Source organism: Mycoplana sp. 10N416 (assembly GCF_056394765.1).
The window spans coordinates 78,329-104,678 of record NZ_JBFTIM010000011.1; the positions used below are offsets into that span (position 1 = coordinate 78,329).

The window sequence follows — 26,350 nt, forward strand, 5'->3', positions numbered from 1 at the left end:
ACTCCCGGCCTTATAGAACCATCCGAATCGTCGCATGGCGAAAGCCTGTTACCACCACTTCTGCGGCGCGAAGCGACCGGCGGCCTGTTCGATAACGTGTGCGGTCTTGAACAGCGTCTCTTCCTCGAACGGCTTGCCGATTAGCTGCAGGCCGAGCGGCAGGCCCTTGTGGTCGAGGCCGGCGGGGACAGCGATGCCCGGCAGGCCGGCCATGTTCACCGTTACCGTGAAGATGTCGTTCAGGTACATCTTGACCGGATCGGCGGCGAGATCCTCGTCAGCGATACCGAATGCGGACGACGGGGTCGCCGGCGTCAGGATCGCGTCGACGCCGGCCTGGAAGGCCAGTTCGAAATCGCGCTTGATCAGGGTGCGGACCTTCTGCGCCCGCAGGTAGTAGGCGTCATAGTAGCCGGCCGACAGCACGTAGGTGCCGATCATGATGCGGCGCTTGACCTCCTGGCCGAAGCCGGCGGCCCGCGTCTTCTCGTACATGTCGACGATGTCCTTGCCATCAACGCGCAGGCCGTAGCGCACGCCGTCATAGCGGGCGAGGTTCGACGAAGCCTCGGCCGGAGCGACGATGTAGTAGGCCGGCAGCGCATATTTCGTGTGCGGCAGGGTGATGTCGACGATCTCGGCGCCGGCCTCCTTCAGCCAGGCGATGCCCTGCTGCCAGAGCGCCTCGATCTCTTCCGGCATGCCATCGACGCGGTATTCCTTCGGAATGCCGATCTTCATGCCCTTGACCGACTGGCCGATCGATTTCTCGTAGTCCGGCACCGGCAGGTCGACGGAGGTGGTGTCCTTCGAATCGACGCTCGCCATCGATTTCAGCAGGATGGCCGCATCGCGGACGTCGCGGGCGATCGGGCCCGCCTGGTCGAGCGACGAGGCGAAGGCGACGATGCCCCAGCGCGAGCAGCGGCCATAGGTCGGCTTGATGCCGACGGTGCCGGTGAAGGCGGCCGGCTGGCGGATCGAGCCGCCGGTATCGGTCGCGGTCGCACCGGCGCAGAGGAACGCCGAGACGGCGGCGGCCGAGCCGCCGGAGGAGCCGCCCGGTACGAGGTCCAGGTTGGAATCCTTGGCGCGCCACGGGTTCTTCACCGGGCCGTAGTAGGAGCTCTCGTTCGACGAGCCCATAGCGAACTCGTCCATGTTCAGCTTGCCGAGCATAACGGCGCCATCGTTCCACAGGTTCTGGGAGACGGTCGATTCGTATTTCGGCTTGAAGCCGTCGAGGATGTGGCTGCAGGCCTGGGTGTGGACGTCGCGGGTGCCGAACAGGTCCTTGATGCCGAGCGGAATGCCTTCCAGCGCACCGGCCTTGCCCTCAGCGATACGGGCATCCGACGCCTTTGCCATCTCACGGGCCTTCTCCGGCGTGACAGTGACATAGGCGTTCAGCGCACCGTTGGCGGCATCGATCGCGGACAGATAGGCCTCCGTCAGTTCGACGGCGGTGATCTCCTTGGCACCAAGCTTCTCGCGGGCTTCGGCAATGGTCAGGCGGGTCAGATCGGTCATGGTTCTATCTTTTCGCGGTCACGCAGCGCTGGAGGCGCGTCCAAGCTGCTTCTGATAAAAAACGGAATAGGGGCTGTCCGGATAGTCGAGCACGGGGCCACAGCGGGTGAAGCCGGCCTTCTCGTAAATCGCCCAGGCAGCGGGATGCTGGTCGCCGGTCTCGAGCACGAGCTCGGCAAGGCCGTCCTCTTCAGCGGCCGCGACGATCTTCGCCAGAATCTCGCGTCCGACGCCCCTGCCCTGGCACTCGGGCCGGGTGAACATGCGCTTCACTTCGCCGACATCGGCCGTATGGCGCTTCAACGCGCCGCAGGCCATTGCCCTGCCGTCCTCGCGCGCGATCCAGACGGTGACGCCAGGCTCCGCCATCTGCTCCACCGTCAGGTGGTAGCAGGCCTCCGGCGGCGACAGCGCCAGCAGAGCCTCGTTCAACTCCGCGACCAGTTCGCGCACTTCGTCCTGCAACGGACTTTCGACGGCGATTGAAACGGCCAAGGGCTTACTCCACGACCTTCGGCACGAGGAAGAAGTCGCGGTCGGAGACAGGCGCGTTGGCGACCACATCCGCGGCCTTGTTGCCGTCGGTCACGAGGTCGTCTCGCTCCTTCATCGCCATCGGCGTCACCGAGGTCATCGGCTCGACGCCTTCGATATCGACTTCACTCAACTGCTCAACAAAGCCGAGGATGCCGTTCAGCTCCCCCATCATGCGTTGGGCTTCGTCCTCGCTGACCGCAATACGGGCGAGATGGGCCACCCGCTTGACGGTGGCAAGATCAACAGACATCGGCACTCTCCGGTCGGAAATTTCCTATCCGCTATAATGACCAAGCCCCGGCAGCGCAACGGGGGAATGTGTGCGGGGCGTGGCAGCAGGTCCGGGTTCCGCCTGACTGACCGCCCCGATACGCGCAGCTACCGCGATACCGAGCCGCCCACCTTCGGCACTTCGACTTTGCCCTTCACTTCATCCATCGCCGCGACGAAGGTGTCGGCCGTCTGGTCGATGATGGGGAACGTGCCGTAGTGGCAGGGGATGACCGTGCCGAACTTGAAGAAGCGCTGGCAGGCGAGCGCGGCCACAGCACCACCCATGGTGAAGCGGTCGCCGATCGGCACGAGGCCAATCTGCGGCTGATGCAGTTCGTTGATCAGCGCCATGTCGGAGAAGATATCCGTATCACCCATGTGATAGAGCGTCGGCTCGTCGTCGAAATGCAGCACGAGGCCGTTGGCGTTGCCGAGCGAATGGGAAACACCATCTTCGGAAATTTGTGCGGAGGAATGCAGCGCGTTGACGAACGTGGTGGAGAATCCGTCGAAATGAATGGTGCCGCCGGTGTTGCCGGCCTCGAGCTTGCTGACGCCCTTCGAGCCGAGCCAGGCAGCGAGATCGGCATTCGCCAGGACCGTGGCGCCGGTCTCCTTGGCGATCTTGACCGTGTCGCCGACGTGGTCACCGTGGCCGTGCGTGAGCAGGATATGCGTCAGGCCCGCGGTCGCGTCCCTGCGGGTTGATTCGTCAAAGGACGGATTGCCGGTGAAAAACGGATCGATCAGGATTTTCGCCTTCCCCGTCTCGATGCGGAAGGCCGAATGGCCGAGCCAGGTGATCTTCATGGTATTCTCCCGTTGGACTTCCGCCGCCTTATGCCATAGAGCATGGCGCACCTAAAGCAGCTCGATTGCCTTGACACTCCTCGCGACACAGGTGTCGTGCACCTGTCGCGGTGGGGTCCTTGCCAATTGGCGGATAGCGGCCTGCGGAAACGCAGCCGGCTTTCCGTATGTCCAGACTACCAAGGGAGGCCAACATGGCCAACAGCGACGACGAATATGTGTATGACGAAGCCACCGGCGATTGGCGTCCGGCCTCCGAAGTCGCAGCCGCCGCAGCCGCCAGCCAGCCAATGGCGCGCGATGCTGCTGGCAACGCTCTCGCCGACGGCGATTCGGTCACCCTCATCAAGGACCTGAAGGTCAAAGGCACCAACACGACCATCAAGCAGGGCACGGTCATCCGGTCGATTCGCCTGACCGACAATCCGGAGGAAATCGACTGCCGCCACGAGACGATCAAGGGTCTCGTGCTGCGCACCGAATTCGTCCGCAAGCGGTAGGCGTTACTGCATGGCGACCCTGACCATCGAAGAACTCGCCGCCGTGCTCGACCGCGGCCAGCCGATTGCCGGACTGGACCTCGGCACCAAGACGATCGGCCTTTCCGTTTCCGATCTCGGCCGCAGGTTTGCCACGCCGCGCCCGGTACTCAAGCGGGTGAAGTTCGGCATCGACGCAGACACCCTGCTCGCCTTTGCCGAAAAGGAAGGGATTGTGGCCTTCGTCATCGGCCTGCCGATGAACATGGACGGCAGCGCCGGCCCGCGTGTGCAGGCGACGCGCGCCTTCGTTCGCTCCATGGGTGAAAAGACAGACATTCCCTTCGTCTTCTGGGACGAACGACTGTCGACGGTCGCGGCGGAGCGGACGCTGATCGAGATGGATGTGTCGCGCAAGAAGCGGGCGGAGCGGATCGATTCCGCCGCCGCCTCCTTCATCCTTCAGGGCGCGTTGGACAGGCTCTCGGCGCTCGGCAAATCCTGAGCAGACCCATCTGATCGCAGCTGGCGGCGGCCTTTCCACCAGGCCATGATGCGCTTGCGCCTGCGGAAGGCGATGATGGCAAAGACGAACAGGCTGTCGATGACGATGGCGCGCGCCACCAGCGGCGGGATGCTCTCCGGCGGCATGCCCAGCACATGGCCATAGATCCGGAACACCAGGTCATGGGCATCGCGCGTCAGCATGAAGATGCCGAAGCTCATGTCATAATAGGACAGGCCGTACCAACTGCCAAGGAAAGCGATGGGCGCCGCCCAGAGGATCAGGAACCACTTCATGCCATCCTCTCCTCGCTGATGAACACGGTCCCCATCGCCAGCCCGATCTCGCGCACGGCGGCGAGGCTCAGCAGCACGGCGGTGGGCACGGCTATGTCGAGCGCCAGGGTGGCAAAGAAGGCCGTCATGGCCAGTATCGGTCCCGCTCTCGTCATGGCGCCGCATCTTCACATGGTTAACAAATCCTTAACGACGACACTTTCCTCCCTCCCGTGCGACGACGCAATGCAAACCCTTGGTTAAGGTTAATTTCCACACGCCTGCGGCGTTTGCACAACGCAACCTCATCGTGCATCCAATGAGATAGGGCCGCATCCGGCAAATCAACCTCGGGGATTGCCCTTCTCACGGACACGTGAAATGACCACCGGAAATTCCATGCCGGTCACTCCCAAATGCTCGTCATCTTCGAAAGCACCCTGCCCGTCTTCCTGCTCGTCATTCTCGGCACGCTCCTCAAGCGCTGGCGGAAGATCGACGACGGACTCTGGCTCGGCCTTGAACAACTCGGCTTCTATGTCCTGTTTCCGGCTCTGCTCTTCTCCACGCTGGCGCAGGCGGATTTTGGCGGCATGGCCGCAGCCACGCTTGCGATCACGTCGATCGGATCGGTCACGCTGATGTCCGGCGCGATCCTTCTGTGCTGGCCGCTGTTTCGTGGCGCCGGCGTGTCGGCGCCGGCCTTTACCACGGTGGTCCAGACTTCAACCCGCTGGAACGGCTTCATGGCGCTTGCCATCGCCGGCAAGCTCTACGGAACGGACAGCATGGCGTTGCTGGCGTTGATCATGACGCTCATCATTATCCCGATCAACTTCTACAACATCGCCATCCTCGTCTGGTTCGGCGGCGGGGCGCGCGATATCCGCGTGTTCCTGACAAAGATCGTCACAAATCCACTGATAATCGCGGCCGTTCTCGGCACGCTGTTCAATCTAGCCGGAATCCGCCTTTACCCGCCACTGATGGAGGCGATCGGCCTCATGGGTGAAACCTCGCTCAGCCTTGGCCTCGTCATGGTCGGCGCAGGTCTCAGGATAGCGGACGCACTGAGGCCGCGGGCGATTGCCGTTCTACCGGTCGGATTGAAGCTTCTTCTGATGCCCTTGATGATGACCGGCGCCGCCTGGTTGGCGGGCATCGACGGCGAGGCGCTGCTGACCGTTGCGCTCGGTGCGAGCGTGCCGACGGCGATGAACGGCTACCTGCTGGCCAAGCAGATGGGTGGCGACGCCCCGCTCTATGCCGCCGTCGCCACGTTGCAGACGGCAACGTCCTTCTTCACCATTCCGCTCGTCCTGATGCTGACGGCCTACGCTGCCGGATAAAGGAGGTCGACGATGTAGGCCGAATCGAAGCGCGAATCGAGCATGCCATAGGTGGAGCGCCAGCCCGCGGCCAGACGCGTCTCGAGGAAGGCATCGGCGATGCGCCCGGCACCGATCCGGTTGAGTTCGGCGGCGGCAGCCGACAGGGCCAATTGCTCGACCAGCATGCGGGCGGCCCCCTCGTCGCGGTCGCAAAGCGAGGTGGCTGCGCGCAGCACCTCGACGGTCTTCCGCCCCGAGGGGCCCAGATCCTGGGCAATGCCGGCAAAAACCGACTCGAACAGATCCTTGCCGCGCGACAGCACGCGCAGCACGTCGAGCGCCATAACGTTGCCCGACCCTTCCCAGATCGCGTTGACGGGCGCCTCGCGATAGTGCCGAGCAATCGGCCGCTCCTCGACGTAGCCGCTGCCGCCGATGCACTCCATCGCCTCGTAGATCAGCGCTGGGGCGATCTTGCAGCACCAGTATTTCGTCACCGGCGTCATGACGCGGGCATAGGCCGCATCATCGGCGCTGACCGGAGCGCGGTCGAAGGCTTCGGCGAGGCGCAGCGACAGCGCGGTGGCCGCAGCCACGTCCAGCGCCATATCGGCCAGCACGCGTGTCATGATCGGTTGCTGGATCAAAACCTTGCCGAAAACCTTCCGGCCCCGTGTATGGTGCACGGCTTCGGCAAGCGAGGCGCGCATCATGCCGCTGGAGGCCAGTGCGCAATCGAGCCGCGTCAAGGTCACCATGTCGAGGATGGTGCGGACGCCCGCATCGGGCGCACCGAGCAGGAAGCCGAACGTATCGGTGAACTCGACCTCGGACGAGGCGTTCGAGCGGTTGCCGATCTTGTCCTTCAGCCGCTGGAACCGCAGCCCGTTGGCTGTCCCGTCCTCCAGCAGCCGAGGCACGAGGAAACACCCCATGCCGTCACGCGTCTGCGCCAGCATCACGAAGGCGTCGCTCATCGGCGCCGACATGAACCATTTGTGGCCGCTGAGGCGATAGATCCCCTCGCCCACGCGCTCGGCGGTGGTGGTGTTGGCGCGAACGTCGGTGCCGCCCTGCTTCTCCGTCATGCCCATGCCGATCGTAAGTGCCGTCTTCTGCATGGCGGGGCGATTGGTGCTGTCGTACTTGCGCGACAGGATGCGACCGCCCCATTCGCGCTGCACGACCGGAGACGCGGAGATTGCCGCAACCGATGCGCTGGTCATGGTCAGCGGGCAGAGGTGACCGCATTCGAGTTGAGCGGTGAGGTAGAAGCGGACTGCGCGCGCCTTGTGCGCCCGTCCCCGTTCCTCCGGCAGGTTCTCCCAGATCGACGAATGCAGGCCGCTCGCCATGGATCGGCGCATCAGCGCATGCCAGGCCGGGTGGAAATCAACGACATCCAGGCGCTCGCCGCGGGGACCGTGGGTACGCAACTGCGGCGGCGATTCATTGGCCATCCGCGCCAGTTCCTGCATTTCGGGCGCGGTCACGTGGCGGCCGAGCGCATCGAATTCATCGCGCAGGGATTTCGGCAGCGAGGCCGTCCCGTCGACCAGCAAGGGATCGGACCGATAGGCATTGATGCCCGTCCAGAGCTTCGGCTGGTTCAGGTCGGTAAGGGTTTGTTCGGTCCGGGTCAGTTGAGTCATGATGGGGTTCTAACCTAACTGCTCGCGCTGTGAAACGGGTGAGCGCGAGCGTGGCTGCAAAGAATGCCGGCAAAAGCGCGCTGATCCCGGCGCAAGACCCGCCTGCCGCCTTGCCGCGTGGTTGTTGAGCCTCTATAGACCCGGCTTATTCAAAGACAGTCGAGGCGACCCCAATGGATTCCTTTCCGCATCGCCACCTGCTCGGCATCAAGGGATTGACCGAGCCGGAAATCACCTACCTGCTCGACAAGGCGGATGCCGCCGTCAACATCAGCCGGCAACGGGAAAAGAAAACCTCGACGCTTCGCGGCCTGACCCAGATCAACCTCTTCTTCGAGGCATCGACGCGCACGCAGTCCTCCTTCGAGCTCGCCGGCAAGCGGCTCGGCGCCGACGTCATGAACATGTCGGTTGGCAATTCGTCGGTGAAGAAGGGCGAGACGCTGATCGACACGGCGATGACGCTGAACGCCATGCACCCAGACGTGCTGGTCGTGCGCCACTCGTCTGCCGGGGCCGCGGCCCTTCTCGCTCAAAAGGTCTCGTGCTCGGTCGTCAATGCCGGCGATGGCCAACACGAACACCCGACCCAGGCACTGCTCGACGCACTCACGATCCGCCGTGCCAAGGGCAAGCTGTCGCGCATCATCGTCGCCATCTGCGGCGACGTGCTGCACTCTCGCGTGGCCCGCTCGAACATCCTGCTCCTAAATGCCATGGGCGCGCGAGTGCGGGTCGTGGCGCCGGCGACGCTGCTTCCGAATGGAATCGCCCAGATGGGTGCGGAGGTCTACCATTCCATGGAGGAAGGCCTGAAGGACGCCGACGTCGTGATGATGCTGCGCCTCCAGCGCGAGCGAATGTCGGGTGCCTTCGTCCCGTCGGTGCGCGAGTACTTCCGTTACTTCGGGCTCGACGCCGAAAAGTTGAAGGCCGCCAAGGAGGATGCGCTCGTCATGCATCCGGGACCGATGAACCGCGGCGTCGAAATCGCCTCGGAGATCGCCGACGGCCCGCAGAGCGTCATCGAGCAGCAGGTGGAGATGGGCGTTGCCGTCCGCATGGCCGTGATGGAGACCCTCCTCGTTTCGCAGAACCAGGGACCGCGCGCATGACCCGTCCGACCGTCATCCAGAACGTCCGCATCATCGACCCGTCCCGCAATCTCGACGAGACGGGCAGCATCGTCATCGAGAACGGCCGGATCGCGGCTGCCGGCAAGGAAGCCCTTAACCAGGGCACGCCCGAAGGGGCCCAAATCGTCGATGGCTCGGGTCTCGTCGCCGCCCCGGGCCTTGTCGACGCCCGCGTCTTCACCGGCGAACCGGGTGGCGAGCACCGCGAAACAATCGAGTCGGCCGCGCGCGCGGCTGCCGTCGGCGGCATCACCTCCTTCATCATGATGCCGGACACCGATCCGGTGATCGATGACATCGCGCTGGTCGAGTACGTGCTGAAGACGGCGCGCGACAAGGCGGTCGTCCATGTTCATCCGGCCGCTGCGCTAACCAAGGGGCTGGCGGGAACCGAGATGACGGAGTTCGGCCTCCTGCGCGAGGCCGGTGCCGTCTGCTTCACCAATGGCCGCCATGCGATGCATGACAGCCAGGTGCTGCGCCGGGCGATGACATACGCCCGTGACTTCAACACGGTGATCGCGCTAGAAACCCGCGACAAGTATCTTGGCGCGGGCGGCGTGATGAACGAGGGCCTGCTTGCAAGCTGGCTCGGCCTATCCGGCACGCCGCGGGAAGCGGAACTCATCCCGCTGGAGCGCGACCTGCGGCTAGCCGGTTTGACACGCGCCGCCTATCACGCCGCGCAGATCTCGGTGCCGGAATCGGCGGAGGCGATCCGCGTCGCCCGCAAGCGCGGCGCGAACGTCACCTGCGGCATTTCGATCAATCACCTGACGCTGAATGAGATCGACATCGGCGAATACCGAACCTTCTTCAAGCTCTCGCCCCCCTTGCGCGGCGAGGACGACCGCAAGGCCATGGTCGAGGCGCTCGCCGATGGCACGATCGACATCATCGTCTCCTCACACGATCCGCAGGACGTCGACACCAAGCGCCTGCCCTTTGCCGATGCGGCCGATGGTGGGATCGGCCTTGAAACATCGCTTGCAGCCGCTCTGCGCCTGTATCACAGCGGTGATGTCGGCCTGATGCGCTTGATCGACGCGATGTCTACGCGCCCCGCGCAAATCTTCGGCCTCGACGCCGGCACGCTCAAGCCCGGTGCGATCGCGGACATCGTCCTGATCGACCTGGACGAACCGTGGATCGCCGCAAAGGACGGCTTCGTCTCGCGCTCGAAGAACACGCCCTTCGAGGATGCCCGCTTTACGGGACGGGCACTTCAAACCTATGTTGCGGGCGACCGCGTCCATTCGGTGCGGTAGCATTTCAAAGGTGCGCATCCCTGCAGACGGGACCAAATGGATGCGCGAGGGGCAACAGTGCTGCGATAGATCATGACCGATCGGCAATCTCGGGGGAAACAGTAGAGTGTCCGACCTATTCACATGGCAGCTTGCGCCACTGCCGACGCTTCTGAGCCTCGCCTTCGGCTATTTGCTGGGCTCGATCCCGTTTGGCCTGATCCTGACCCGCATGGCCGGGCTCGGGGATGTCCGCAAGATCGGGTCCGGCAATATCGGCGCGACCAATGTGCTTCGCACCGGCAACAAGAAGCTCGCCGCCGCCACCCTGCTCCTCGATGCTCTGAAAGGCACGGCCGCCGCCGCGATCGCCTCCCGCTTCGGACTGGATGCCGGGCTCGCGGCCGGGTTTGCCGCCTTCATCGGCCACCTCTTCCCGGTTTGGCTCGGCTTCAAGGGCGGCAAGGGGGTCGCCACCTACCTCGGCATCCTGCTCGGCCTTGCCCCGATCATGCTGGCCGTCTTCGCCGCGATCTGGCTGATTGTCGCGTACTTCAGCCGCTATTCCTCGCTCTCCGCCCTGGTTGCAACAGCTGCAACTCCGGTTGTATTGTGGTTTTCCGGCAACGAGAAGGTAGCGGTGCTCTTCGCCCTTCTGACAGCAATCACCTGGTGGAAGCACCGCGCCAACATCGGCCGACTCATGAGCGGTACAGAGAGCAAGATCGGCGACAAGGGCTAGAACCAGGGGGAAACATGTCCGACGGCGCAGGCAGGCAGGGAATTGCGCTATCGGAGAAACAGAGGATCGCCTGGCTGCGCCTGATCCGCAGCGACAATGTCGGCCCCGTCACCTTCCGGGATCTCATCAATCACTTCAGCACCGCCGAGGCTGCCCTGGAAATGCTGCCGGAGCTTTCCCGCCGCGGCGGCGCTGCACGCGCGATCCGGATCGCAAGCCATGCCGACGCCGAGCGTGAATTGGCCCTGGCCTACCGCCATGACGCGGTCTTCGTCGGCATCGGCGAGCCCGACTACCCGGCCCTGCTCCGCAAGACCGACGGAGCGCCGCCCCTTCTGGCGATGAAGGGGAACCTTCGGATCGCCAATGACGTAGCCGTCGGCATCGTCGGCTCGCGCAATGCCTCGATCGTCGGGGCAAAGTTCGCCGGAATGCTGGCGCGAGACCTGGGAACTGCCGGATACGCTGTCGTTTCCGGACTGGCCCGCGGCATCGACACCGCCGCGCACCGCGCCAGCCTTGCGACCGGCACCATCGCCGCAATGGCGGGCGGTCTCGACCAGCCCTACCCGCCGGAAAATATCGGCCTCCTCGGTGAGATCACCTCGGGAAACGGACTGGCAGTGAGCGAGATGCCGTTTGGCTGGGAGCCGAGGGCGAGGGACTTTCCGCGACGGAACCGGCTGATCGCCGGAATGGGACTGGGACTGGTCGTGGTGGAAGCAGCCAACCGTTCCGGTTCGCTCATCACGGCGCGCAACGCGGCAGACTTCGGTCGACTGGTCTTTGCCGTGCCCGGTTCTCCGCTCGATCCGCGCGCCCATGGCACAAATGAGCTGTTGAAGGACGGTGCCATCGTCACGACCAGTGCATCCGACGTTCTGGACGCACTGGCACCGCTTCATGGTGCGGATCAGTTCCAGACCGTGAGCGGCGCGGACGAGCCTGCAGTGGACAGCGGCGACCTCCCCCTTCCCCCGAACGACGGCGATCGCGACCGCATTGCCTCCGCGCTCGGGCCGACCCCGGTTGAGATCGACGAGATCATCCGCCACACCGACCTGCCTGCCGCGACCGTCTATCTCGTGCTGCTAGAACTGGACCTTGCCGGCCGGCTCCACCGTTATTCCGGCGGGCTGGTTGCCCTCGCCATCGATTGACAGCGGCCGCAGACCGGCCAGGATATCACCGGCCTCCAGATAGGCCATTTCGATCAGATAGCGGAGCATCTCGGCGCCCTCGGCATCGGCCACGGCGCGAAGCTCACCGCGCATCTGGCGAATGAAGGCGACTTTCTCCCGCGTTTGCCCACCAGTCGGTACGGGGACCCTCGGTTTGGAATTCATGTCGCGTTCCTGTCTGACTACCGCTTGCATGGCACACGGGAAACGATACAACCTTTATCATAAATTGCAACAGGCGTTAAATCTCCTTTAGGTTGCATTGCATCCGTTATTTTGGCTTCGCCTCTTGACCGGGACGCTTTCCCTGTTCATTTCGAGGCGACGACAACGCCGGCGCGCATCGCATATCAAAAGGGCCATCCCGCCGGGAACGCCCCCGGCTTCAGAGAACGACGATGAATGTTGTAGTGGTAGAATCGCCTGCCAAGGCCAAGACAATCAACAAGTATCTGGGTTCGGGCTACAAGGTCCTGGCCTCGTTCGGCCATGTGCGCGACCTGCCCGCCAAGGACGGCTCGGTGCTGCCCGACCAGGACTTCGAGATGTCCTGGGAGGTCGACGGCGCCTCCGCCAAGCGGATGAAGGACATCGCTGATGCGGTTAAGTCCTCCGATGGACTGATCCTCGCCACCGACCCGGATCGCGAAGGTGAAGCGATCTCCTGGCACGTGCTCGACCTCCTGAAGAAGAAGCGGGTGCTCGGCGACAAGCCGGTCAAGCGCGTCGTCTTCAACGCCATCACCAAGGCCGCAGTGCTCGACGCGATGAAGTCGCCGCGCGACATCGACATCGCTCTGGTCGACGCTTACCTGGCCCGTCGTGCGCTCGACTATCTGGTCGGCTTCAACCTGTCGCCGGTGCTCTGGCGGAAGCTGCCGGGCGCCCGCTCGGCCGGCCGCGTGCAGTCGGTTGCGTTGCGCCTCGTCTGCGACCGCGAGTCAGAGATCGAACGCTTCGTGTCCGAGGAATACTGGAACATCTCGGCATTGCTGAAGACCCCGCGCGGCGACGAATTCGAGGCACGCCTCGTTTCTGCCGATGGCAAGCGCCTGCAGGCGAAAGCGATCGGCAATGCGGACGAGGCCAACCGCCTGAAGGATCTGCTCGAAGGCGCGAGCTATCGCGTCGAGAGCGTCGAGGCGAAACCGACGAGGCGCAACCCGGCGCCGCCTTTCACCACCTCCACCCTGCAGCAGGCGGCGTCCTCGAAGCTTGGCTTCTCCGCCTCGCGCACCATGCAGGTGGCGCAGAGGCTTTATGAAGGCATCGATATCGGCGGCGAGACCGTCGGCCTGATCACCTATATGCGTACCGACGGCGTGCAGATGGCGCCGGAGGCAATCGATGCGGCGCGCCAGGCGATCGGCAGCCAGTTCGGCGACCGCTACCTGCCGGAGAAGGCTCGCCTCTACTCCACCAAGGCAAAGAACGCCCAGGAAGCGCACGAGGCGATCCGCCCGACCGACTTCAACCGCGTTCCCGACCATGTCCGGCGCACTCTCGATCCGGACCAGGCCAAGCTGTACGACCTAATCTGGAAGCGTGCGATCGCCAGCCAGATGGCATCGGCCGAGATCGAGCGCACGACCGTAGAGATCGACGCCGACAAGGCCGGTAAGCATGCCGGCCTGCGCGCAACGGGTTCGGTCATCCGCTTCGACGGCTTTATCGCCGCCTATACCGATCAGAAGGAGGACGGCGAGCAATCCGACGACGGTGACGAGGACGGCCGCCTGCCGGAGATCAATGCACGCGAAAACCTCGCCAAGCAGAAGATCAACGCCACCCAGCATTTCACCGAGCCGCCGCCGCGCTACTCCGAAGCTTCGCTGATCAAGAAGATGGAAGAGCTCGGTATCGGCCGGCCTTCGACCTATGCCGCGACGCTGAAGACCCTGGAAGACCGCGAATACATCGCGATCGACAAGCGAAAATTGATCCCGGAAGCCAAGGGCCGTCTCGTCACCGCCTTCCTCGAGAGCTTCTTCACCCGCTATGTCGAGTACGACTTCACCGCATCGCTCGAAGAAAAGCTCGATCAGATCTCGGCCGGCGAACTGAACTGGAAGGACGTCCTGCGCGACTTCTGGAAGGACTTCATCGCCCAGATCGACGAGACCAAGGAACTGCGCGTCACCAACGTGCTCGATGCGCTGAACGACATCCTTGCGCCGCTGGTCTTCCCCAAGCGCGAAGACGGCAGCGATCCGCGCACGTGCCAGGTCTGCGGGACCGGCAAGCTGTCGCTGAAGCTCGGCCGCTACGGCGCCTTCGTCGGCTGCTCGAACTACCCGGAGTGCAACTTCACCCGCCAGCTCTCGTCCGAGACGAACGGCGACGCGGAGGCGGCTGCCTCCAACGAGCCGCAGAGCCTCGGCAAGGATCCGCACACCGGCGAGGAGATCACCCTGCGCTCCGGCCGCTTCGGGCCCTACGTCCAGCGCGGCGACGGCAAGGAAGCGAAGCGCTCGAGCCTGCCGAAGGGATGGACGCCTGCCAGCATCGACCATGAGAAGGCGATCGCCCTGCTGTCGCTGCCGCGCGATATCGGCGCGCACCCCGAATCCGGCAAGATGATCTCCACCGGCATCGGTCGCTACGGACCATTCGTGCTGCACGATGGCACCTATGCAAACCTGGAAAACGTCGAGGACGTGTTCTCGATTGGCCTCAATCGCGCCGTCTCGGTTCTGGCCGACAAGCAGACCAAGGGCGGCGGTGCCCGCGGCCGGGGAACGCCGGCGGCCCTCAAGACGTTGGGAGACCATCCCGACGGCGGCGCCATCACCGTCCGCGACGGCCGTTACGGCCCCTATGTCAATTGGGGCAAGGTCAACGCCACCCTGCCGAAAGGCAAGGAGGCGGACTCGGTGACGCTCGAAGAAGCGCTGGTGCTGATCGCCGAAAAGGCGGGCAAGAGCGGCGGAACGAAGGCCAAGGCCAAGTCCGCCTCCCCCAAGGCCAAGACCGCCGCCGCGAAAACTACGACCTCCAAGGCCAAAACGACGAAGACCGCCAAGGCGACCGGCACGAAGGCCAAGGCCGCCGGTAAAACCAAGAAGGCAAGCGAATGACGCATGATCCGCGCGACCGGTCGAGGCAAACGAAACGGCCCGGCCGCGCGGGACGCGACCTGCCGCCCGGCGCCGACGTTCCGCTGATCCACGGCGAAATCCCGCCGCGCGAGGTGCTGCTGCGGTTCATCGCCGATCATCCGGACAAGGCCTCCAAGCGCGAGATCTCCAAGGAGTTCGGCCTCAAGGGCGAAAAGCGGGTCGAACTGAAGCAACTGCTGAAGAGTTTTGAGGAGGAGGGCCTGCTGGAGAAGCGGCGCAAGTCGCTGGTCCGTCCCGGCGCACTTCCCCCGGTCGCCGTCCTCGACATCACCACGCGCGACGTCACCGGCGAACTGATCGGCCGGCCGGCCGAGTGGCTGGAGGATGCGGGCGTGGCGCCGGCCGTGGCCATCCGGCAATCGACCGTCGGCAAGACCTCGGGCAAGGGTCCCGTCGCAGGCCTCGGCGATCGCGTTCTGGCCAAGATCTTCGCGGCCAAGGATCGCGGCGGCCCGGCCTATACCGCGCGCATCATCAAGGTCCTCGACAAGCGCAAGAATGCCGGCATGGGCGTGTTTCGCGCGATGCCAGACGGCGGCGGCCGCATCATGCCGATCGAGCGGCGTGGCGAGGAACTGGCCGTCGACAGCGATTTCACCGCCGGCGCGAAGGACGGCGACCTCGTCGAAATCGACGTCGTCCGCATTGGACGCTATGGATTGCCGCGCGCACAGATCAAGTCGGTCATCGGCTCGGTGGCCTCTGAAAAAGCGATCTCGATGATCGCAATCCACGCCCATGGCATTCCCCACGTTTTCCCGGACGGCGTGATCAAGGAAGCAGCCGATGCCGGGCCGGCGACGATGTCGCACCGCGAGGACTGGCGTGACCTGCCACTGATCACGATCGACCCGGCAGATGCCAAGGATCACGACGACGCCGTCTATGCCGAGGCCGATACCAGGCCCGAGAACCCCGGTGGTGTTATCGTCACGGTGGCGATTGCGGACGTCAGCTACTATGTCCGTCCCGGTTCGGCGCTCGATCGGGAGGCGCTCAAGCGCGGCAATTCCGTCTACTTCCCCGACCGCGTCGTGCCGATGCTGCCGGAACGGATTTCCAACGATCTCTGCTCGCTGAAGGAGGGTATCGACCGCCCTGCTCTGGCCGTGCGCATGGTCTTCTCCAAGGAAGGACGCAAGGCAAGCCACACTTTCCACCGCATCATGATGAAAAGTGCGGCCAAGCTCTCGTATCAACAGGCGCAGGCTGCGATCGACGGTGCGCCCGACGACAAGACCGGGCCGATCCTCGAAACGATCCTGAAGCCGCTCTGGAACGCCTACCATATCATGACCGTCGGCCGCGACCGGCGCCAGCCGCTCGAACTCGACTTGCCGGAGCGCAAGATCCTGCTGAAGGAGGACGGCACGGTCGATCGTGTGTTCGTCCCGCCCCGCCTCGATGCCCACAAGCTGATCGAGGAAATGATGATCCAGGCGAACGTCTCCGCCGCCGAGACGCTCGAGAACAAGCGGCAGGCACTGATCTATCGCGTCCACGACGCGCCCTCGCTTGCCAAGCAGGAAACCCTGCGCGAGTTTCTTGCGACATTGGACATCGCGCTCGCCAAGGGCGGGAACATGCGATCGAACCACTTCAACGGCATCCTCAAGAAGGCCGCCGAGAAGCCATACGAGCAGATGGTCAGCGAAATGGTGCTGCGCTCCCAGAGCCAGGCCATCTACAGCCCGGAGAACATCGGCCATTTCGGCCTGAACCTGATGAAGTACGCGCACTTCACCTCGCCGATCCGCCGCTACGCCGACCTGATCGTACACCGGGCCCTGGTCGCCTCTCTGAAGCTCGGTGAAGGGGGACTGACGACCGGTGAAGAGGGGGCGCTGGACGACATCGCCGCGGAGATCTCGACCTTCGAGCGCCGCGCCATGGCGGCGGAGCGCGACACGGTGGACCGGCTGATCGCCCATCATCTCGCCGGCCGCATCGGCGAGGAATTCGACGGCCGGGTGTCGGGGGTCACGAAGGCGGGACTATTTGTCACTCTCCCCGCCTATGGCGCCGACGGCTTCGTGCCTGTATCTACACTCGGCCGTGATTATTATCTGTTCGACGAGGCGCACCAGGCGCTGACGGGAGAAAAGACCGGCCTTGGCTATCGATTGGGGGATGAGGTACAGGTCCGGCTCGCAGAGGCCGTGCCGCTTGCCGGAGCCCTGCGGTTCGACATGTTGAGCGAGGGGCGCAAGATGCCGACCGGCACACGCTCCTTCCACAAGGCGGGTCGGCGCGAACGCGCCGGCTCACGGCGCCAGCCCGGTACGCGCCCGCCGCGCGGCAGACGTTAGAAGACACGGCGTCCACGGCGACGCGCATCTAAGACTTGAAGCCACGCCGACCGCGACCGAAAGTTGGCAGGCGCTAGGCCGGCAAGTGGCGCCGGCAGAAGGACATGGATATGCAGGCGACGTTTCAACAGACGAAAATTGGTCCGGACGCTTCGGGATACGACCGTCCGGTCGGCCGGGCGATCAAACGCGGCCTGCTTAACCGCTGCCCGTCCTGCGGTGAAGGACGCCTGTTCAGGGCGTTTCTCAAGCCGGTCGACGACTGTTCGGTCTGCGGCGAGGAGATGCTGCACCATCGCGCCGACGACCTGCCGCCCTATATCGTGATCACCATCGTCGGTCATATCGTTGTCGCTGGCTACATGATGACCGACCTCATCTTTCCGTTCCCCACCTGGGTGCACCTTGCGATCTGGGCTCCCCTGACACTCCTGGGGGCGCTAGGGCTCATGCAGCCGGTCAAGGGCGGCGTGATCGGCCTGCAGTGGGCACTCAAGATGCACGGGTTCGGCGGCGAGGCCGACAAGCTTGGGGACGGCGTTACGCTTCACGACCCGGCCGCATGACGAAACCTGCCCCCCTGCGGCCGGTGGATGCCGCCTCTGTCCTCCTGATCGACCGATCGCAGGACCGGTTTCGCGTTTTGGTGGGCAAGCGCAGCAGCAAGCACGTCTTCATGCCTGATGTCTACGTCTTTCCAGGCGGTCGCCGTGACCGCCACGATTCGCGCACGCCCGTCAGCGCGCCGCTGCATCCCGCCGCTATCGAACGGCTGGCCTTGCACACACCGGCGCGCACGAGGCAGGCGACGCTGCACGGGCTCGGCGTTGCGGCCCTGCGCGAACTTCACGAAGAGGCCGGATTGACCATCGGCAATCACGTCTCCGGCAAACCGGGCGCGTTGCCGTTTCTCCCCGATCTCTCGGCTCTGCGCTTCTTCGCCCGCGCGATCACCCCGCCGGGCCAGTCGCGTCGGTTCGACACGCGTTTCTTCGCCCTGTTCACCGATGAAGCCGAGATCGACCCGACGGCAGCAGCGGACAGTCACGAACTCCTGGATCTACGCTGGATCGACATATTCGAGCAGTTAGATGTCGATATGCACATGATCACCATCCAGGTGCTCGAAGAACTGAAGCGGTGCCTGCAGGAGGACCCGTCCCTGCCGTTCGGGACACACGTGGCTTTCTTTCGGAACCATCGCGGGCAGGTTGTCCGCAATACGCTTTAAGGCCATGTGCTGATGTCAAAATCGCAGTCCGGCAAAAAGACCCCGGTGGACAGCATTCACTGGCGGTCGCTCTTCGCTGCGATCGCAGCGATTTCGGCCGTCGGAATTGCGATCGGCCTCGGCCTGCCGCTGCTCAGCATCATCATGGAAAAGCGCGGCATTCCCTCGACGCTGATCGGCCTGAATTCCGCGATGGCGGGCATCGCTTCGATGCTCGCAGCCCCCTTCACCACGCAGATCGCGCATCGGTACGGCACATCGACCACAATGGTGACGGCGATCGTCCTGGCCGCCGCCAGTTCACTCGGCTTTTACTTCATCCAGAATTTCTGGCTGTGGTTTCCGCTGCGCCTGGTGTTTCACGGCGCGATCACGATGATCTTCATCCTGTCGGAGTTCTGGATCAACGCCGCCGCCCCGCCGCGCCGGCGCGGGCTGGTGCTGGGCATCTACGCGACCGTGCTCTCGCTGGGCTTCGCCGCTGGCCCGCTCCTGTTCTCCCTGCTCGGCAGCGACGGGCCCCGCCCCTTCGCCGTCGGTGCCTTTGTAATCCTGCTTGCGGCCGTCCCCATTCTGATCGCCCGCAAGGAAAGCCCGACCATCGAGGAAAAGCCTGAACTGCATTTTCTGCGCTACGTCTTCCTCGTGCCCACGGCCACGGCTGCGGTGTTCATCTTTGGCGCGGTCGAAGTCGGAGGCCTGTCGCTGTTTCCGATCTATGCGACGCGCATCGGCTTCAGCGAATCGCAGGCGGCCCTGCTCCTCACCGTCATGGGAATCGGCAACTTCATCTTCCAGATCCCGCTCGGCATGCTCTCCGACCGGATGAAGGACCGGCGCAGCCTGTTGTCGATCATGGCACTGATCGGCCTGATCGGCGCTGCGTCACTGCCGCTCCTGGCGGAAAACTGGCTGTTGATGGCGACGGTGCTGCTGTTCTGGGGCGGCTGCGTGGCCGGTCTCTATACCGTCGGCCTCAGCCATCTCGGATCCCGCCTCCACGGCGCCGACCTTGCAGCCGCCAACGCTGCCTTCATCTTCTGCTATGCTGTGGGCACCGTCGCCGGACCGCAGGCGATCGGCGCGGCCATCGATATGGCCGGCGCGAACGGCTTTGCATGGGCAATCGTGTTCTTCTTCGGACTCTATGTCGCACTTTCCCTTGCCCGCATGGCAATGCGGCCAAAACGGGCTTGACTTTTCGGGCGCGATTTGTAGTTTCGCGCCACATTTAGAGTTCAACGCCGTGGAACCGGACTGGTCGTCCACGGCTTCGTTTTTGTAAAGGCAGGACGACCATGGCCAAGGCTACCACCATCAAGATCAAGCTGCTGTCGACGGCCGACACCGGCACTTTCTACGTCACGACGAAGAACAGCCGCACGATGACGGAAAAGATGACCAAGACGAAGTATGACCCGGTCGTGCGCAAGCACGTCGAGTTCAAGGAAACCAAGATCAAGTAAGCTTGATTTCTTCGGTCCTTAAAAGGGCGCCCGCGCAAGCGGCGCGCCCTTTTTCATGTCCGGCACTCCACCCGACAAGCACCGGACACCACCGCCTTGCAAGCGATCTCGGCACAAAGTCTTTCAATGGAGGATGGTGAAAACCACGACGCCGCCTCCTTTCGGAAGCGGCGTCAAATGGGGGCCGGCTGAGGAAGACCACGGCACGAGGATTCCGCTTATGTCGTCACCAGCCGGCCGACCCCACGACCCAGGAGATGCGGCGGACCTAGCATCATGGGGTAACGTAACCGGTAAGGAGCTCTTACGCTCGCCTTTAAGGAGAGGATTGCGCGGAATTGAAAAAAAATCAACGAAATCTTAGGCGCCGCCGACGCGCCGCCAGCAGCCATGGTTAATTCGTTTGCCTACACCACAGGGAATCAGGCGAAGAAAACGTTATGATTTACAACAATATTTATCGGCGAAATCAACAACCCCCAGATGCATATCGCCGGTACTATATGCCCTGACGCCGGGTAACCCCATCCACCCCGCATTCAGAAGACGTTGAATACATTAACAAACCTAAACAGTATTATAAATTACTAAAAGTAGCCAGGACGGAAAAATTTCGGCGCTCCCTACAACACATGGGTTAGCAACCGCCGCCGGCTTGCTGCCCCTCGGAAACTTGACCCGTGATCAGGTTTCGCCAAGGAAAGCTGTGGAAAACAAATTCTGCAGGGAGACTGTGTTTTATTTGCCACGCAACGCACCGTGCGATTCGATCGGTGAAACGACTGTGCGGGCAAAAGGGCACCGGCGAAGGCCGGCCAGGGATATGAGTTGCTACGCGGCGGCGGCCACAACGCGGTTGCGGCCGCTTCGCTTGGCTTCGTAGAGCGCCTTGTCCGCACGCTTCATCAGCGCGTCGGGCCCATCACCATCCGAAAGAAGCGACGCGATACCAAGCGAAGCCGTCACTTGCAGGGCGGCTGCGACGCCTGGTACCGAGAAGGGTTCCTGTTCGATCGTCATCCGCAGCCGCTCTGCGACCGCTGTTGCCGTCTCAGCCGAGGTATCCGGCATGACAAGCACAAATTCCTCTCCGCCGTAACGGCATGCGAGATCAGCGCCGCGCACGGCGGTCCGCAACCGGTTTGCGAACTCGCGCAGGACCGCATCGCCGACATCATGGCCGTACGTGTCATTGATGAGCTTGAAGCGGTCGATGTCGGTGATGCAGACGGACATCTTGCGACCACGCGCCATCGAGCGGTCCACCAGCAGCTTCAAGTGGCTGTCGAGATAGCGGCGATTGTGCAATCCGGTCAGGCCGTCGATGACCGCGAGCTCGATCGACTGGGTCACGCTGGAGCGAAGCCGGTCGTTGTAGCGCTTCCTGCGGATCTGGGTCAGGCTGCGGGCCAAAAGCTCATTCGGCTCGATCGGGCGCATCAGGTAGTCCGTCACGCCAAGATCGAGCGCGCGAACCACCATGTCGTCATTGTCCTGTTCGGAGATCAGCAGGATCGGCAGGTAGCGCGTGCGCTCCAGCGACCGCAATTGCGAACACAGCCGCAGGGGATCGTACTCGGTGAAATTGGCGTTGACGATGACGAGCTCGAATGGATTTTCCGCAGCCTCGAACAAGGCCGCCTGCGGATCGGACATGCAGGTGACGTCGGCAATCGGCCGGAGCGCGCGGACGATCCGCTCCTGCGAGCTGCCGCGGCCGTCCACGAGCAGGACCGAGCCGGGTTCGTCGCCGAGGGCAGAAACAAGCCCCGCCTCCACGCCAATCGCGTGAGCGGCCGCCGCCCGCCCCCTCAGTTCGTCGGTCAAGGTCTTCAGCCGCACCAGGCTCTTCACCCGCGACATCAGCTGCAGGTCGTTCACCGGCTTGGTCAGGAAGTCGTCGGCACCGGCCTTGAGCCCCCTCACCCGGTCCGAAGGCTGGTCGAGCGCCGTGACCATCACGACGGGGATATGCGCCGTGCGCGGATTGTCCTTGAGACGCTCGCACACCTCGAACCCGTCGATGCCCGGCATCATCACGTCGAGAAGGATGAGGTCGACTTGGGTTCGTTCGCAGATCGCAAGCGCATCGTAGCCGTTTGCCGCCGTCAGCACGTCGAAGTATTCGGCCAGAAGCCGTGCCTCCAGCAGCTTGACGTTGGCGGGAATGTCATCGACGACGAGGATGCGTGCTGTCATCGTCCCGTCCCCGCCTCAGGCGTCGCCCAGATAAGTCTTGATCGTTTCGATGAACTTCGGCACCGAAATCGGCTTGGAGACGTAGGCCTCGCATCCCCCCTGGCGGATTCGCTCCTCGTCGCCCTTCATCGCGAAGGCCGTGACGGCGATCACGGGGATGACGTGCAGTTCATCGTCCTCCTTCAGCCACTTCGTCACCTCGAGGCCGGAGACCTCCGGCAACTGGATGTCCATGAGAATCAGATCGGGGCGGTAGCGGCGGGCGAGATCGAGGGCTTCCATGCCATTTCTGGTCTGGATCGTCGTATAACCGGACGCCTCGATGAGGTCCCGGAAGAGCTTCATGTTAAGCTCGTTGTCCTCGACTATCATCACCTGTTTCGGCATTACACGTCCTTGCCCCTCACTCCAGCTTTGCAACGCCCCCAAGAGAGATATAAGTTGCCGCAATGCCGAATTCACCCAGCACGATCCTTGCGAAGATAGCGGCATTTGGTTGACCAAAAGGTAACTTTTCCGGGAAATTGCCATGCAAAGCCAAAAAGATACATCGGTCCAGGCCGCCGAATCGACGGCGATCGCGGTCCTCGCCTGGCTGGCCGGCGAGCCGGAACTTTTGTCCCGCTTCCTGGCCTTGACCGGTGTCGACCCCTCGGCTGTACGCGCCGCGGCAACCAACCGCGGTTTCCTTGCCGGGCTTGTCGACTTTCTCATGGGCCATGAGCCGACATTGATGGCTTTCTGCGAAGCGACCGGGACGAAACCGGAGCAAGTGGTGCGCGCGCACGCCAGCCTCAGCGGTGGCAGCCACGACGGCGGCTGGTGATGGCCGGGGCCCCGTTCATGCTCGACCACGTTCGCCTTGGCGACAGGCCGCTGCTCGTCTGCGATATCGATGAGGTCGTGCTCGAATACCTTTCGCCGTTCGGCGCCTTCCTGCGGAGCCACGGCCACGATCTGCTGCCACGCTCCTTCCGGCTGCACGGCAACATCATCGACAGCGCAACCGGCGAGGCCACCCTCGATGCGGTCGTCGATGCGCTGCAGGAGGATTTTTTCGCCACCCAAGAGGCCTGGCAGACGCCAGCCGCCCTTGCCGTCGAAACCGTTCAGTCCCTTGGCCGCGATGCCGACGTCGTGTTCCTGACCGCCATGCCGCCCCGCCATGTCGCGGCGCGCCGGCGTCTGCTCGACCGCATCGGCCTCGCCTTTCCCATGGTGGCGACGGAGGAGGCGAAAGGCCCGGTCGTCCACGCCCTGCATGGCGCCCGAAACCTGCCGCTCGCCTTCATCGACGACATCCACTTCAATCATCTGTCCGTCCAGCAAAGCGCACCCGAGGCGCTGCTCGTGCAGTTGATGGCCAACGAGGCGTTCCGCGCGATGGCACCCGACCCGGGCGCGAACGTCCTGCGCGCCACCGACTGGAGCCACGCGGCGCGGCTGATCCGCAGCCACTTCGCAAAACCGGCAGGCGGGTGATGCGAGTGCCGGGCCGCGCCGGCGAGGTTACGAACGGAAATAGCCGCGACTGCCCTCATGCAATGCTGTGGGTTCAAGCGCGGGCTCTTGAGACTCATCAACCAGGACGCTAATCTGCGAATGTTCAACCTTTGTTCTCGACATGCAGCAAGCTGAGACGCGTCATCCTGGTTTTTGTCGCGATTGCCTCGCCGGGCAACCGCCAACGCAACGCCGTTGCCAAAAGTGCGGCAGCCCCCGCCTCGTCTATCATGACGAGCTCTACGCCCTGACGCTCGCCCACATCGATTGCGACGCCTTCTATGCCTCGATCGAGAAGCGGGACAATCCCGAGCTTGTCGACAAGCCGGTGATCATCGGCGGCGGTAAACGCGGCGTCGTCTCCACCGCCTGCTACGTCGCCCGCATCCACGGCGTGCGGTCGGCGATGCCGATGTTCAAGGCGCTGGAAGCGTGCCCGCAGGCAGTCGTGATCAAGCCGGACATGGAAAAGTATGTTCGTGTCGGCCGCCAGGTCAGGACGCTGATGCAGGAACTGACGCCACTCGTGCAGCCGTTATCGATCGACGAGGCCTTTCTCGAACTCAAGGGCACCGAGCGGCTGCACCACGATCCGCCGGCCCGCGTGCTCGCCCGCTTCGCCCAGCGAGTGGAACGCGAGATCGGCATCACGATCTCGATCGGTCTGTCCTACTGCAAATTCCTCGCCAAGGTCGCATCCGACCTGCAAAAGCCGCGTGGCTTCTCCGTCATCGGCCGGACCGAGGCGATCGAGTTCCTGCGAGCGAAATCCGTTCGCCTGATCTGGGGCGTCGGCAAGGCGTTCGCCGAGACGCTGGAACGCGACGGCATCCGCGAGATCGGTCAACTCCAGACGATCGAGGAAAACGAGTTGATGCGGCGCTACGGCATCATGGGCAAGCGGCTCTACCACCTCTCGCGCGGGCAGGACGACCGGGAGGTCCACCTGAACGACGCGGCCAAGAGCGTTTCTTCCGAAACAACCTTCTTCGACGACATCTCCGCCCAGGACGATCTCGTCACTCACCTGCGCCGGCTGAGCGAACAGGTGGCGGTCCGCCTGCGCAAGGCCGACATCGCCGGTCACACGGTCGTCCTGAAACTCAAGACCGCCGACTTCAAGAGCCGCACGCGCAACCGCAAGCTCGAAGACCCGACGATGCTCGCCGACCGGATCTTCCGCATCGGCATGGAATTACTGAAGAAGGAAGTCGACGGCACCAAGTTTCGCCTGATCGGCATCGGCGTCACCGACCTCTGCGATCCGCAGCGCGCCGACCCGCCCGATCTCGTCGACCCGGCCGCCAGCCGGCGCGCCGCAGCGGAAGCGGCGATGAACTCCTTGCGCGACAAGTTCGGCAAGACGAGCGTGGAAACGGGTTACACCTTCGGCAAGGACCGCCGGTAACGATACGCGGCAGTTTTGCTTGCGCGGCGGCGACAATCGGCAATCATATAGGCTTCCTTAAAGGTGAGGCGGTAGCCTCGGCATATCCCCAGTATCGCGTAAGGGACGGGACTCATGCTTTTGCGCCTCGCCACCGGGATCGGACTTCTCGCCCTGACAGCCACCACCGCGCTCGCCGCAGCGATCGAAGGGCCACTGCAGATCATCGTCTCGAGAGACCAGCAGACGCTGAAGGTCTATGACGGCGACAGGATGGTGGCGAGCACGAGCATCTCCAGCGGCATGCCAGGGTTTACCACGCCGACGGGCATCTTCTCGATTCTGGAGAAGAAATCGATGCATTACTCCAACATCTATGACGAGGCGCCGATGCCTTTCATGCAGCGGCTGACCTGGTCGGGCATCGCCTTGCATGCATCGGATCATGTCCCCGATTACCCTGCCTCTCATGGCTGCGTCCGCATACCCGGCAAGTTCGCAAGGGAGCTCTTCAGGATGACTCGCCTCGGCGGCCATGTTCTGGTTGCCGGCCGCGAGGTCGAACCCCGGCCGATCGAGCATCCGGCGCTGGCCCTGCTCAGTTCAGCACACCATTCCTCCGACACGGCGCTGCTGTCGGGTGTGACGCTGCGAGCGGCAATACCGGAGACCTCGACCGACGTCGTCCCCATCGCCATCGGCGAGCCCACCACCACAGAAAGCATCGCGCGCACACCGCCGGCGGAGCGGGTGCGCATCCTCCTGACACGCCGGACCGGAAGCGACACGCTCAAGGACGTGCAGGAAATGCTGAACGGGCTCGGCTACGATGCAGGCGTGCCGGACGGGAAGCATGGCGCACTGACGATCGCTGCGATCCGCGCCTTCCAGGCGGCCGAGGGGCTGGCCGTCGACGGGACCTTCACGCCGGTCTTGGCCGAAGCGGTTTTCCGAAAGGCGGGCCGCGACCTGCCTCCGAACGGCAAGCTCTTCGTACGCAGCAACTTCGATCCGATTCTGGAAGGCAATATCACCATCATCGAGCCGCAAATCGAACTCGGAACGCACTTCCTGCTCGCCCGCGGGGTCGACGGCGGGGACGTCGACTGGCTCGGGGTGACGATGGACAACGACCTGCCCTACGGCGTGCGCAGCAGCCTCGGCATCAAGGATCCAGGCATCATTGAAGTGTCGACCGCAGAGGATCCAATCGTGAGCGCTCTGGACCGTGTTGCCATCCCTGCGGAGTTGCGCCAGCAGATCGCAGCACTCGTCGGCGTCGGCGCGTCGATCACCATATCGGATGCCGGCTACGAGGCGGAAACTGGAAGGGGGACGGATTTCATCACACTGACCAATGCCAACGGCTTCCGCTCGCCGTTCGCCCCTTCGACCACGCCGCGGAAGAAGGAATCATCGGTTCTGACGATCGAGTGAG

At 63.6% G+C, this 26,350-nt stretch carries 27 protein-coding genes; 17 read left to right on the top strand and 10 right to left on the bottom strand.

The window, feature by feature from the left end; all coding sequences use genetic code 11:
• Positions 1-48 precede the first annotated feature (48 nt).
• The 4 genes from gatA to AC1DDS_RS21120 all read right to left on the bottom strand — a co-directional run bounded on the left by gatA (position 49) and on the right by AC1DDS_RS21120 (position 3,150).
• Positions 49-1,530 (bottom strand): Asp-tRNA(Asn)/Glu-tRNA(Gln) amidotransferase subunit GatA, encoded by a 1,482-nt coding sequence (gene gatA, locus AC1DDS_RS21105; protein ID WP_477480638.1) that lies wholly within the window; start codon positions 1,528-1,530, stop codon positions 49-51.
• Between the two features lie 18 nt (positions 1,531-1,548).
• A complete protein-coding gene (locus AC1DDS_RS21110) occupies positions 1,549-2,025 on the bottom strand; it encodes a GNAT family N-acetyltransferase (RefSeq protein ID WP_477480639.1) in 477 nt (158 codons plus the stop codon).
• A 4-nt stretch (positions 2,026-2,029) separates the two neighbouring features.
• Positions 2,030-2,317, bottom strand: coding sequence for an Asp-tRNA(Asn)/Glu-tRNA(Gln) amidotransferase subunit GatC (gene gatC, locus AC1DDS_RS21115; RefSeq protein WP_310422226.1), 288 nt, complete (start codon positions 2,315-2,317; stop codon positions 2,030-2,032).
• 128 nt (positions 2,318-2,445) lie between these two features.
• Complete coding sequence (locus AC1DDS_RS21120) at positions 2,446-3,150, bottom strand: metal-dependent hydrolase (protein WP_477480640.1); 705 nt, start codon at positions 3,148-3,150, stop codon at positions 2,446-2,448.
• A 194-nt stretch (positions 3,151-3,344) separates the two neighbouring features.
• On the opposite strand from AC1DDS_RS21120, the gene AC1DDS_RS21125 reads away from it, so the two are divergent.
• Both AC1DDS_RS21125 and ruvX read left to right on the top strand, forming a co-directional pair.
• Positions 3,345-3,650 (top strand): alkylphosphonate utilization protein, encoded by a 306-nt coding sequence (locus AC1DDS_RS21125; protein WP_310422228.1) that lies wholly within the window; start codon positions 3,345-3,347, stop codon positions 3,648-3,650.
• A gap of 10 nt (positions 3,651-3,660) precedes the next feature.
• Complete coding sequence (gene ruvX, locus AC1DDS_RS21130) at positions 3,661-4,134, top strand: Holliday junction resolvase RuvX (protein WP_477480641.1); 474 nt, start codon at positions 3,661-3,663, stop codon at positions 4,132-4,134.
• Here the strand turns inward: ruvX and AC1DDS_RS21135 are convergent.
• Together AC1DDS_RS21135 and AC1DDS_RS21140 are read right to left on the bottom strand one after the other, a co-directional pair.
• Positions 4,092-4,430: a DUF6105 family protein gene (locus AC1DDS_RS21135; RefSeq protein ID WP_310422233.1), complete on the bottom strand. Its 339-nt coding sequence runs from the start codon at positions 4,428-4,430 to the stop codon at positions 4,092-4,094. The two genes, ruvX and AC1DDS_RS21135, sit on opposite strands and share 43 nt — an antisense overlap.
• The gene (locus AC1DDS_RS21140) at positions 4,427-4,585 is read right to left on the bottom strand and encodes a hypothetical protein (protein WP_310422236.1); all 159 of its coding nucleotides are present in this window, start codon (positions 4,583-4,585) and stop codon (positions 4,427-4,429) included. The genes AC1DDS_RS21135 and AC1DDS_RS21140 overlap by 4 nt, the downstream gene beginning before the upstream one ends.
• A 240-nt stretch (positions 4,586-4,825) precedes the next feature.
• On the opposite strand from AC1DDS_RS21140, the gene AC1DDS_RS21145 reads away from it, so the two are divergent.
• Entirely contained in the window at positions 4,826-5,758 is a 933-nt protein-coding gene (locus tag AC1DDS_RS21145; RefSeq protein ID WP_477480642.1) for an AEC family transporter, read from the top strand.
• On the opposite strand, the gene AC1DDS_RS21150 is transcribed toward AC1DDS_RS21145, so the two are convergent.
• Positions 5,743-7,392, bottom strand: coding sequence for an acyl-CoA dehydrogenase family protein (locus AC1DDS_RS21150; protein WP_477480643.1), 1,650 nt, complete (start codon positions 7,390-7,392; stop codon positions 5,743-5,745). The genes AC1DDS_RS21145 and AC1DDS_RS21150 overlap by 16 nt on opposite strands.
• Positions 7,393-7,565: 173 nt before the next feature.
• Here AC1DDS_RS21150 and AC1DDS_RS21155 point away from each other — a divergent pair, with 173 nt between their 5' ends.
• From AC1DDS_RS21155 to dprA, 4 genes are all read left to right on the top strand, one after another.
• Positions 7,566-8,507 carry an aspartate carbamoyltransferase catalytic subunit gene (locus AC1DDS_RS21155; protein WP_477480644.1) on the top strand — a complete coding sequence of 314 codons (942 nt, stop codon included), beginning with the start codon at positions 7,566-7,568 and terminating at the stop codon, positions 8,505-8,507.
• Positions 8,504-9,796, top strand: coding sequence for a dihydroorotase (locus AC1DDS_RS21160; protein ID WP_477480645.1), 1,293 nt, complete (start codon positions 8,504-8,506; stop codon positions 9,794-9,796). The genes AC1DDS_RS21155 and AC1DDS_RS21160 overlap by 4 nt, the downstream gene beginning before the upstream one ends.
• 106 nt (positions 9,797-9,902) lie before the next feature.
• On the top strand, positions 9,903-10,517 hold the full coding sequence (gene plsY, locus AC1DDS_RS21165) for a glycerol-3-phosphate 1-O-acyltransferase PlsY (RefSeq protein WP_477480646.1): 615 nt from the start codon (positions 9,903-9,905) through the stop codon (positions 10,515-10,517).
• A 14-nt stretch (positions 10,518-10,531) separates the two neighbouring features.
• Positions 10,532-11,677, top strand: a complete 1,146-nt coding sequence (gene dprA / locus AC1DDS_RS21170) for a DNA-processing protein DprA (RefSeq protein WP_477480647.1) — start codon at positions 10,532-10,534, stop codon at positions 11,675-11,677.
• On the opposite strand, the gene AC1DDS_RS21175 is transcribed toward dprA, so the two are convergent.
• Positions 11,609-11,863, bottom strand: coding sequence for a hypothetical protein (locus AC1DDS_RS21175; protein WP_477480648.1), 255 nt, complete (start codon positions 11,861-11,863; stop codon positions 11,609-11,611). The genes dprA and AC1DDS_RS21175 overlap by 69 nt on opposite strands.
• A gap of 233 nt (positions 11,864-12,096) precedes the next feature.
• Here AC1DDS_RS21175 and topA point away from each other — a divergent pair, with 233 nt between their 5' ends.
• From topA to rpmG, 6 genes are all read left to right on the top strand, one after another.
• Complete coding sequence (gene topA, locus AC1DDS_RS21180; protein WP_477480649.1) at positions 12,097-14,775, top strand: type I DNA topoisomerase; 2,679 nt, start codon at positions 12,097-12,099, stop codon at positions 14,773-14,775.
• The gene (gene rnr, locus AC1DDS_RS21185) at positions 14,772-17,126 is read left to right on the top strand and encodes a ribonuclease R (protein WP_477480650.1); all 2,355 of its coding nucleotides are present in this window, start codon (positions 14,772-14,774) and stop codon (positions 17,124-17,126) included. The genes topA and rnr overlap by 4 nt, the downstream gene beginning before the upstream one ends.
• 110 nt (positions 17,127-17,236) lie before the next feature.
• Positions 17,237-17,692, top strand: coding sequence for a DUF983 domain-containing protein (locus AC1DDS_RS21190; RefSeq protein WP_477480651.1), 456 nt, complete (start codon positions 17,237-17,239; stop codon positions 17,690-17,692).
• On the top strand, positions 17,689-18,357 hold the full coding sequence (locus tag AC1DDS_RS21195) for an NUDIX hydrolase (protein ID WP_477480652.1): 669 nt from the start codon (positions 17,689-17,691) through the stop codon (positions 18,355-18,357). Before AC1DDS_RS21190 ends, AC1DDS_RS21195 begins: the two co-directional genes overlap by 4 nt.
• 12 nt (positions 18,358-18,369) lie before the next feature.
• A complete protein-coding gene (locus AC1DDS_RS21200) occupies positions 18,370-19,554 on the top strand; it encodes an MFS transporter (RefSeq protein WP_477480653.1) in 1,185 nt (394 codons plus the stop codon).
• Between the two features lie 101 nt (positions 19,555-19,655).
• Entirely contained in the window at positions 19,656-19,823 is a 168-nt protein-coding gene (rpmG, locus tag AC1DDS_RS21205) for a 50S ribosomal protein L33 (protein ID WP_258162352.1), read from the top strand.
• Positions 19,824-20,654: 831 nt separating this feature from the next.
• On the opposite strand, the gene AC1DDS_RS21210 is transcribed toward rpmG, so the two are convergent.
• Entirely contained in the window at positions 20,655-22,022 is a 1,368-nt protein-coding gene (locus tag AC1DDS_RS21210) for a PleD family two-component system response regulator (protein ID WP_477480654.1), read from the bottom strand.
• A 15-nt stretch (positions 22,023-22,037) separates the two neighbouring features.
• Positions 22,038-22,409 (bottom strand): response regulator, encoded by a 372-nt coding sequence (locus AC1DDS_RS21215; protein ID WP_108001214.1) that lies wholly within the window; start codon positions 22,407-22,409, stop codon positions 22,038-22,040.
• Positions 22,410-22,551: 142 nt separating this feature from the next.
• Here AC1DDS_RS21215 and AC1DDS_RS21220 point away from each other — a divergent pair, with 142 nt between their 5' ends.
• The 4 genes from AC1DDS_RS21220 (at position 22,552) to AC1DDS_RS21235 (ending at position 26,349) form a co-directional block, all read left to right on the top strand.
• Positions 22,552-22,848, top strand: coding sequence for a DUF3572 domain-containing protein (locus AC1DDS_RS21220; protein ID WP_477480655.1), 297 nt, complete (start codon positions 22,552-22,554; stop codon positions 22,846-22,848).
• Positions 22,848-23,504, top strand: coding sequence for a hypothetical protein (locus AC1DDS_RS21225; protein WP_477480656.1), 657 nt, complete (start codon positions 22,848-22,850; stop codon positions 23,502-23,504). The genes AC1DDS_RS21220 and AC1DDS_RS21225 overlap by 1 nt, the downstream gene beginning before the upstream one ends.
• A 142-nt stretch (positions 23,505-23,646) precedes the next feature.
• The gene (locus AC1DDS_RS21230; RefSeq protein ID WP_477480657.1) at positions 23,647-24,933 is read left to right on the top strand and encodes a DNA polymerase IV; all 1,287 of its coding nucleotides are present in this window, start codon (positions 23,647-23,649) and stop codon (positions 24,931-24,933) included.
• Between the two features lie 114 nt (positions 24,934-25,047).
• Positions 25,048-26,349, top strand: coding sequence for a L,D-transpeptidase family protein (locus AC1DDS_RS21235; protein WP_477480658.1), 1,302 nt, complete (start codon positions 25,048-25,050; stop codon positions 26,347-26,349).
• Position 26,350: the final 1 nt, after the last annotated feature.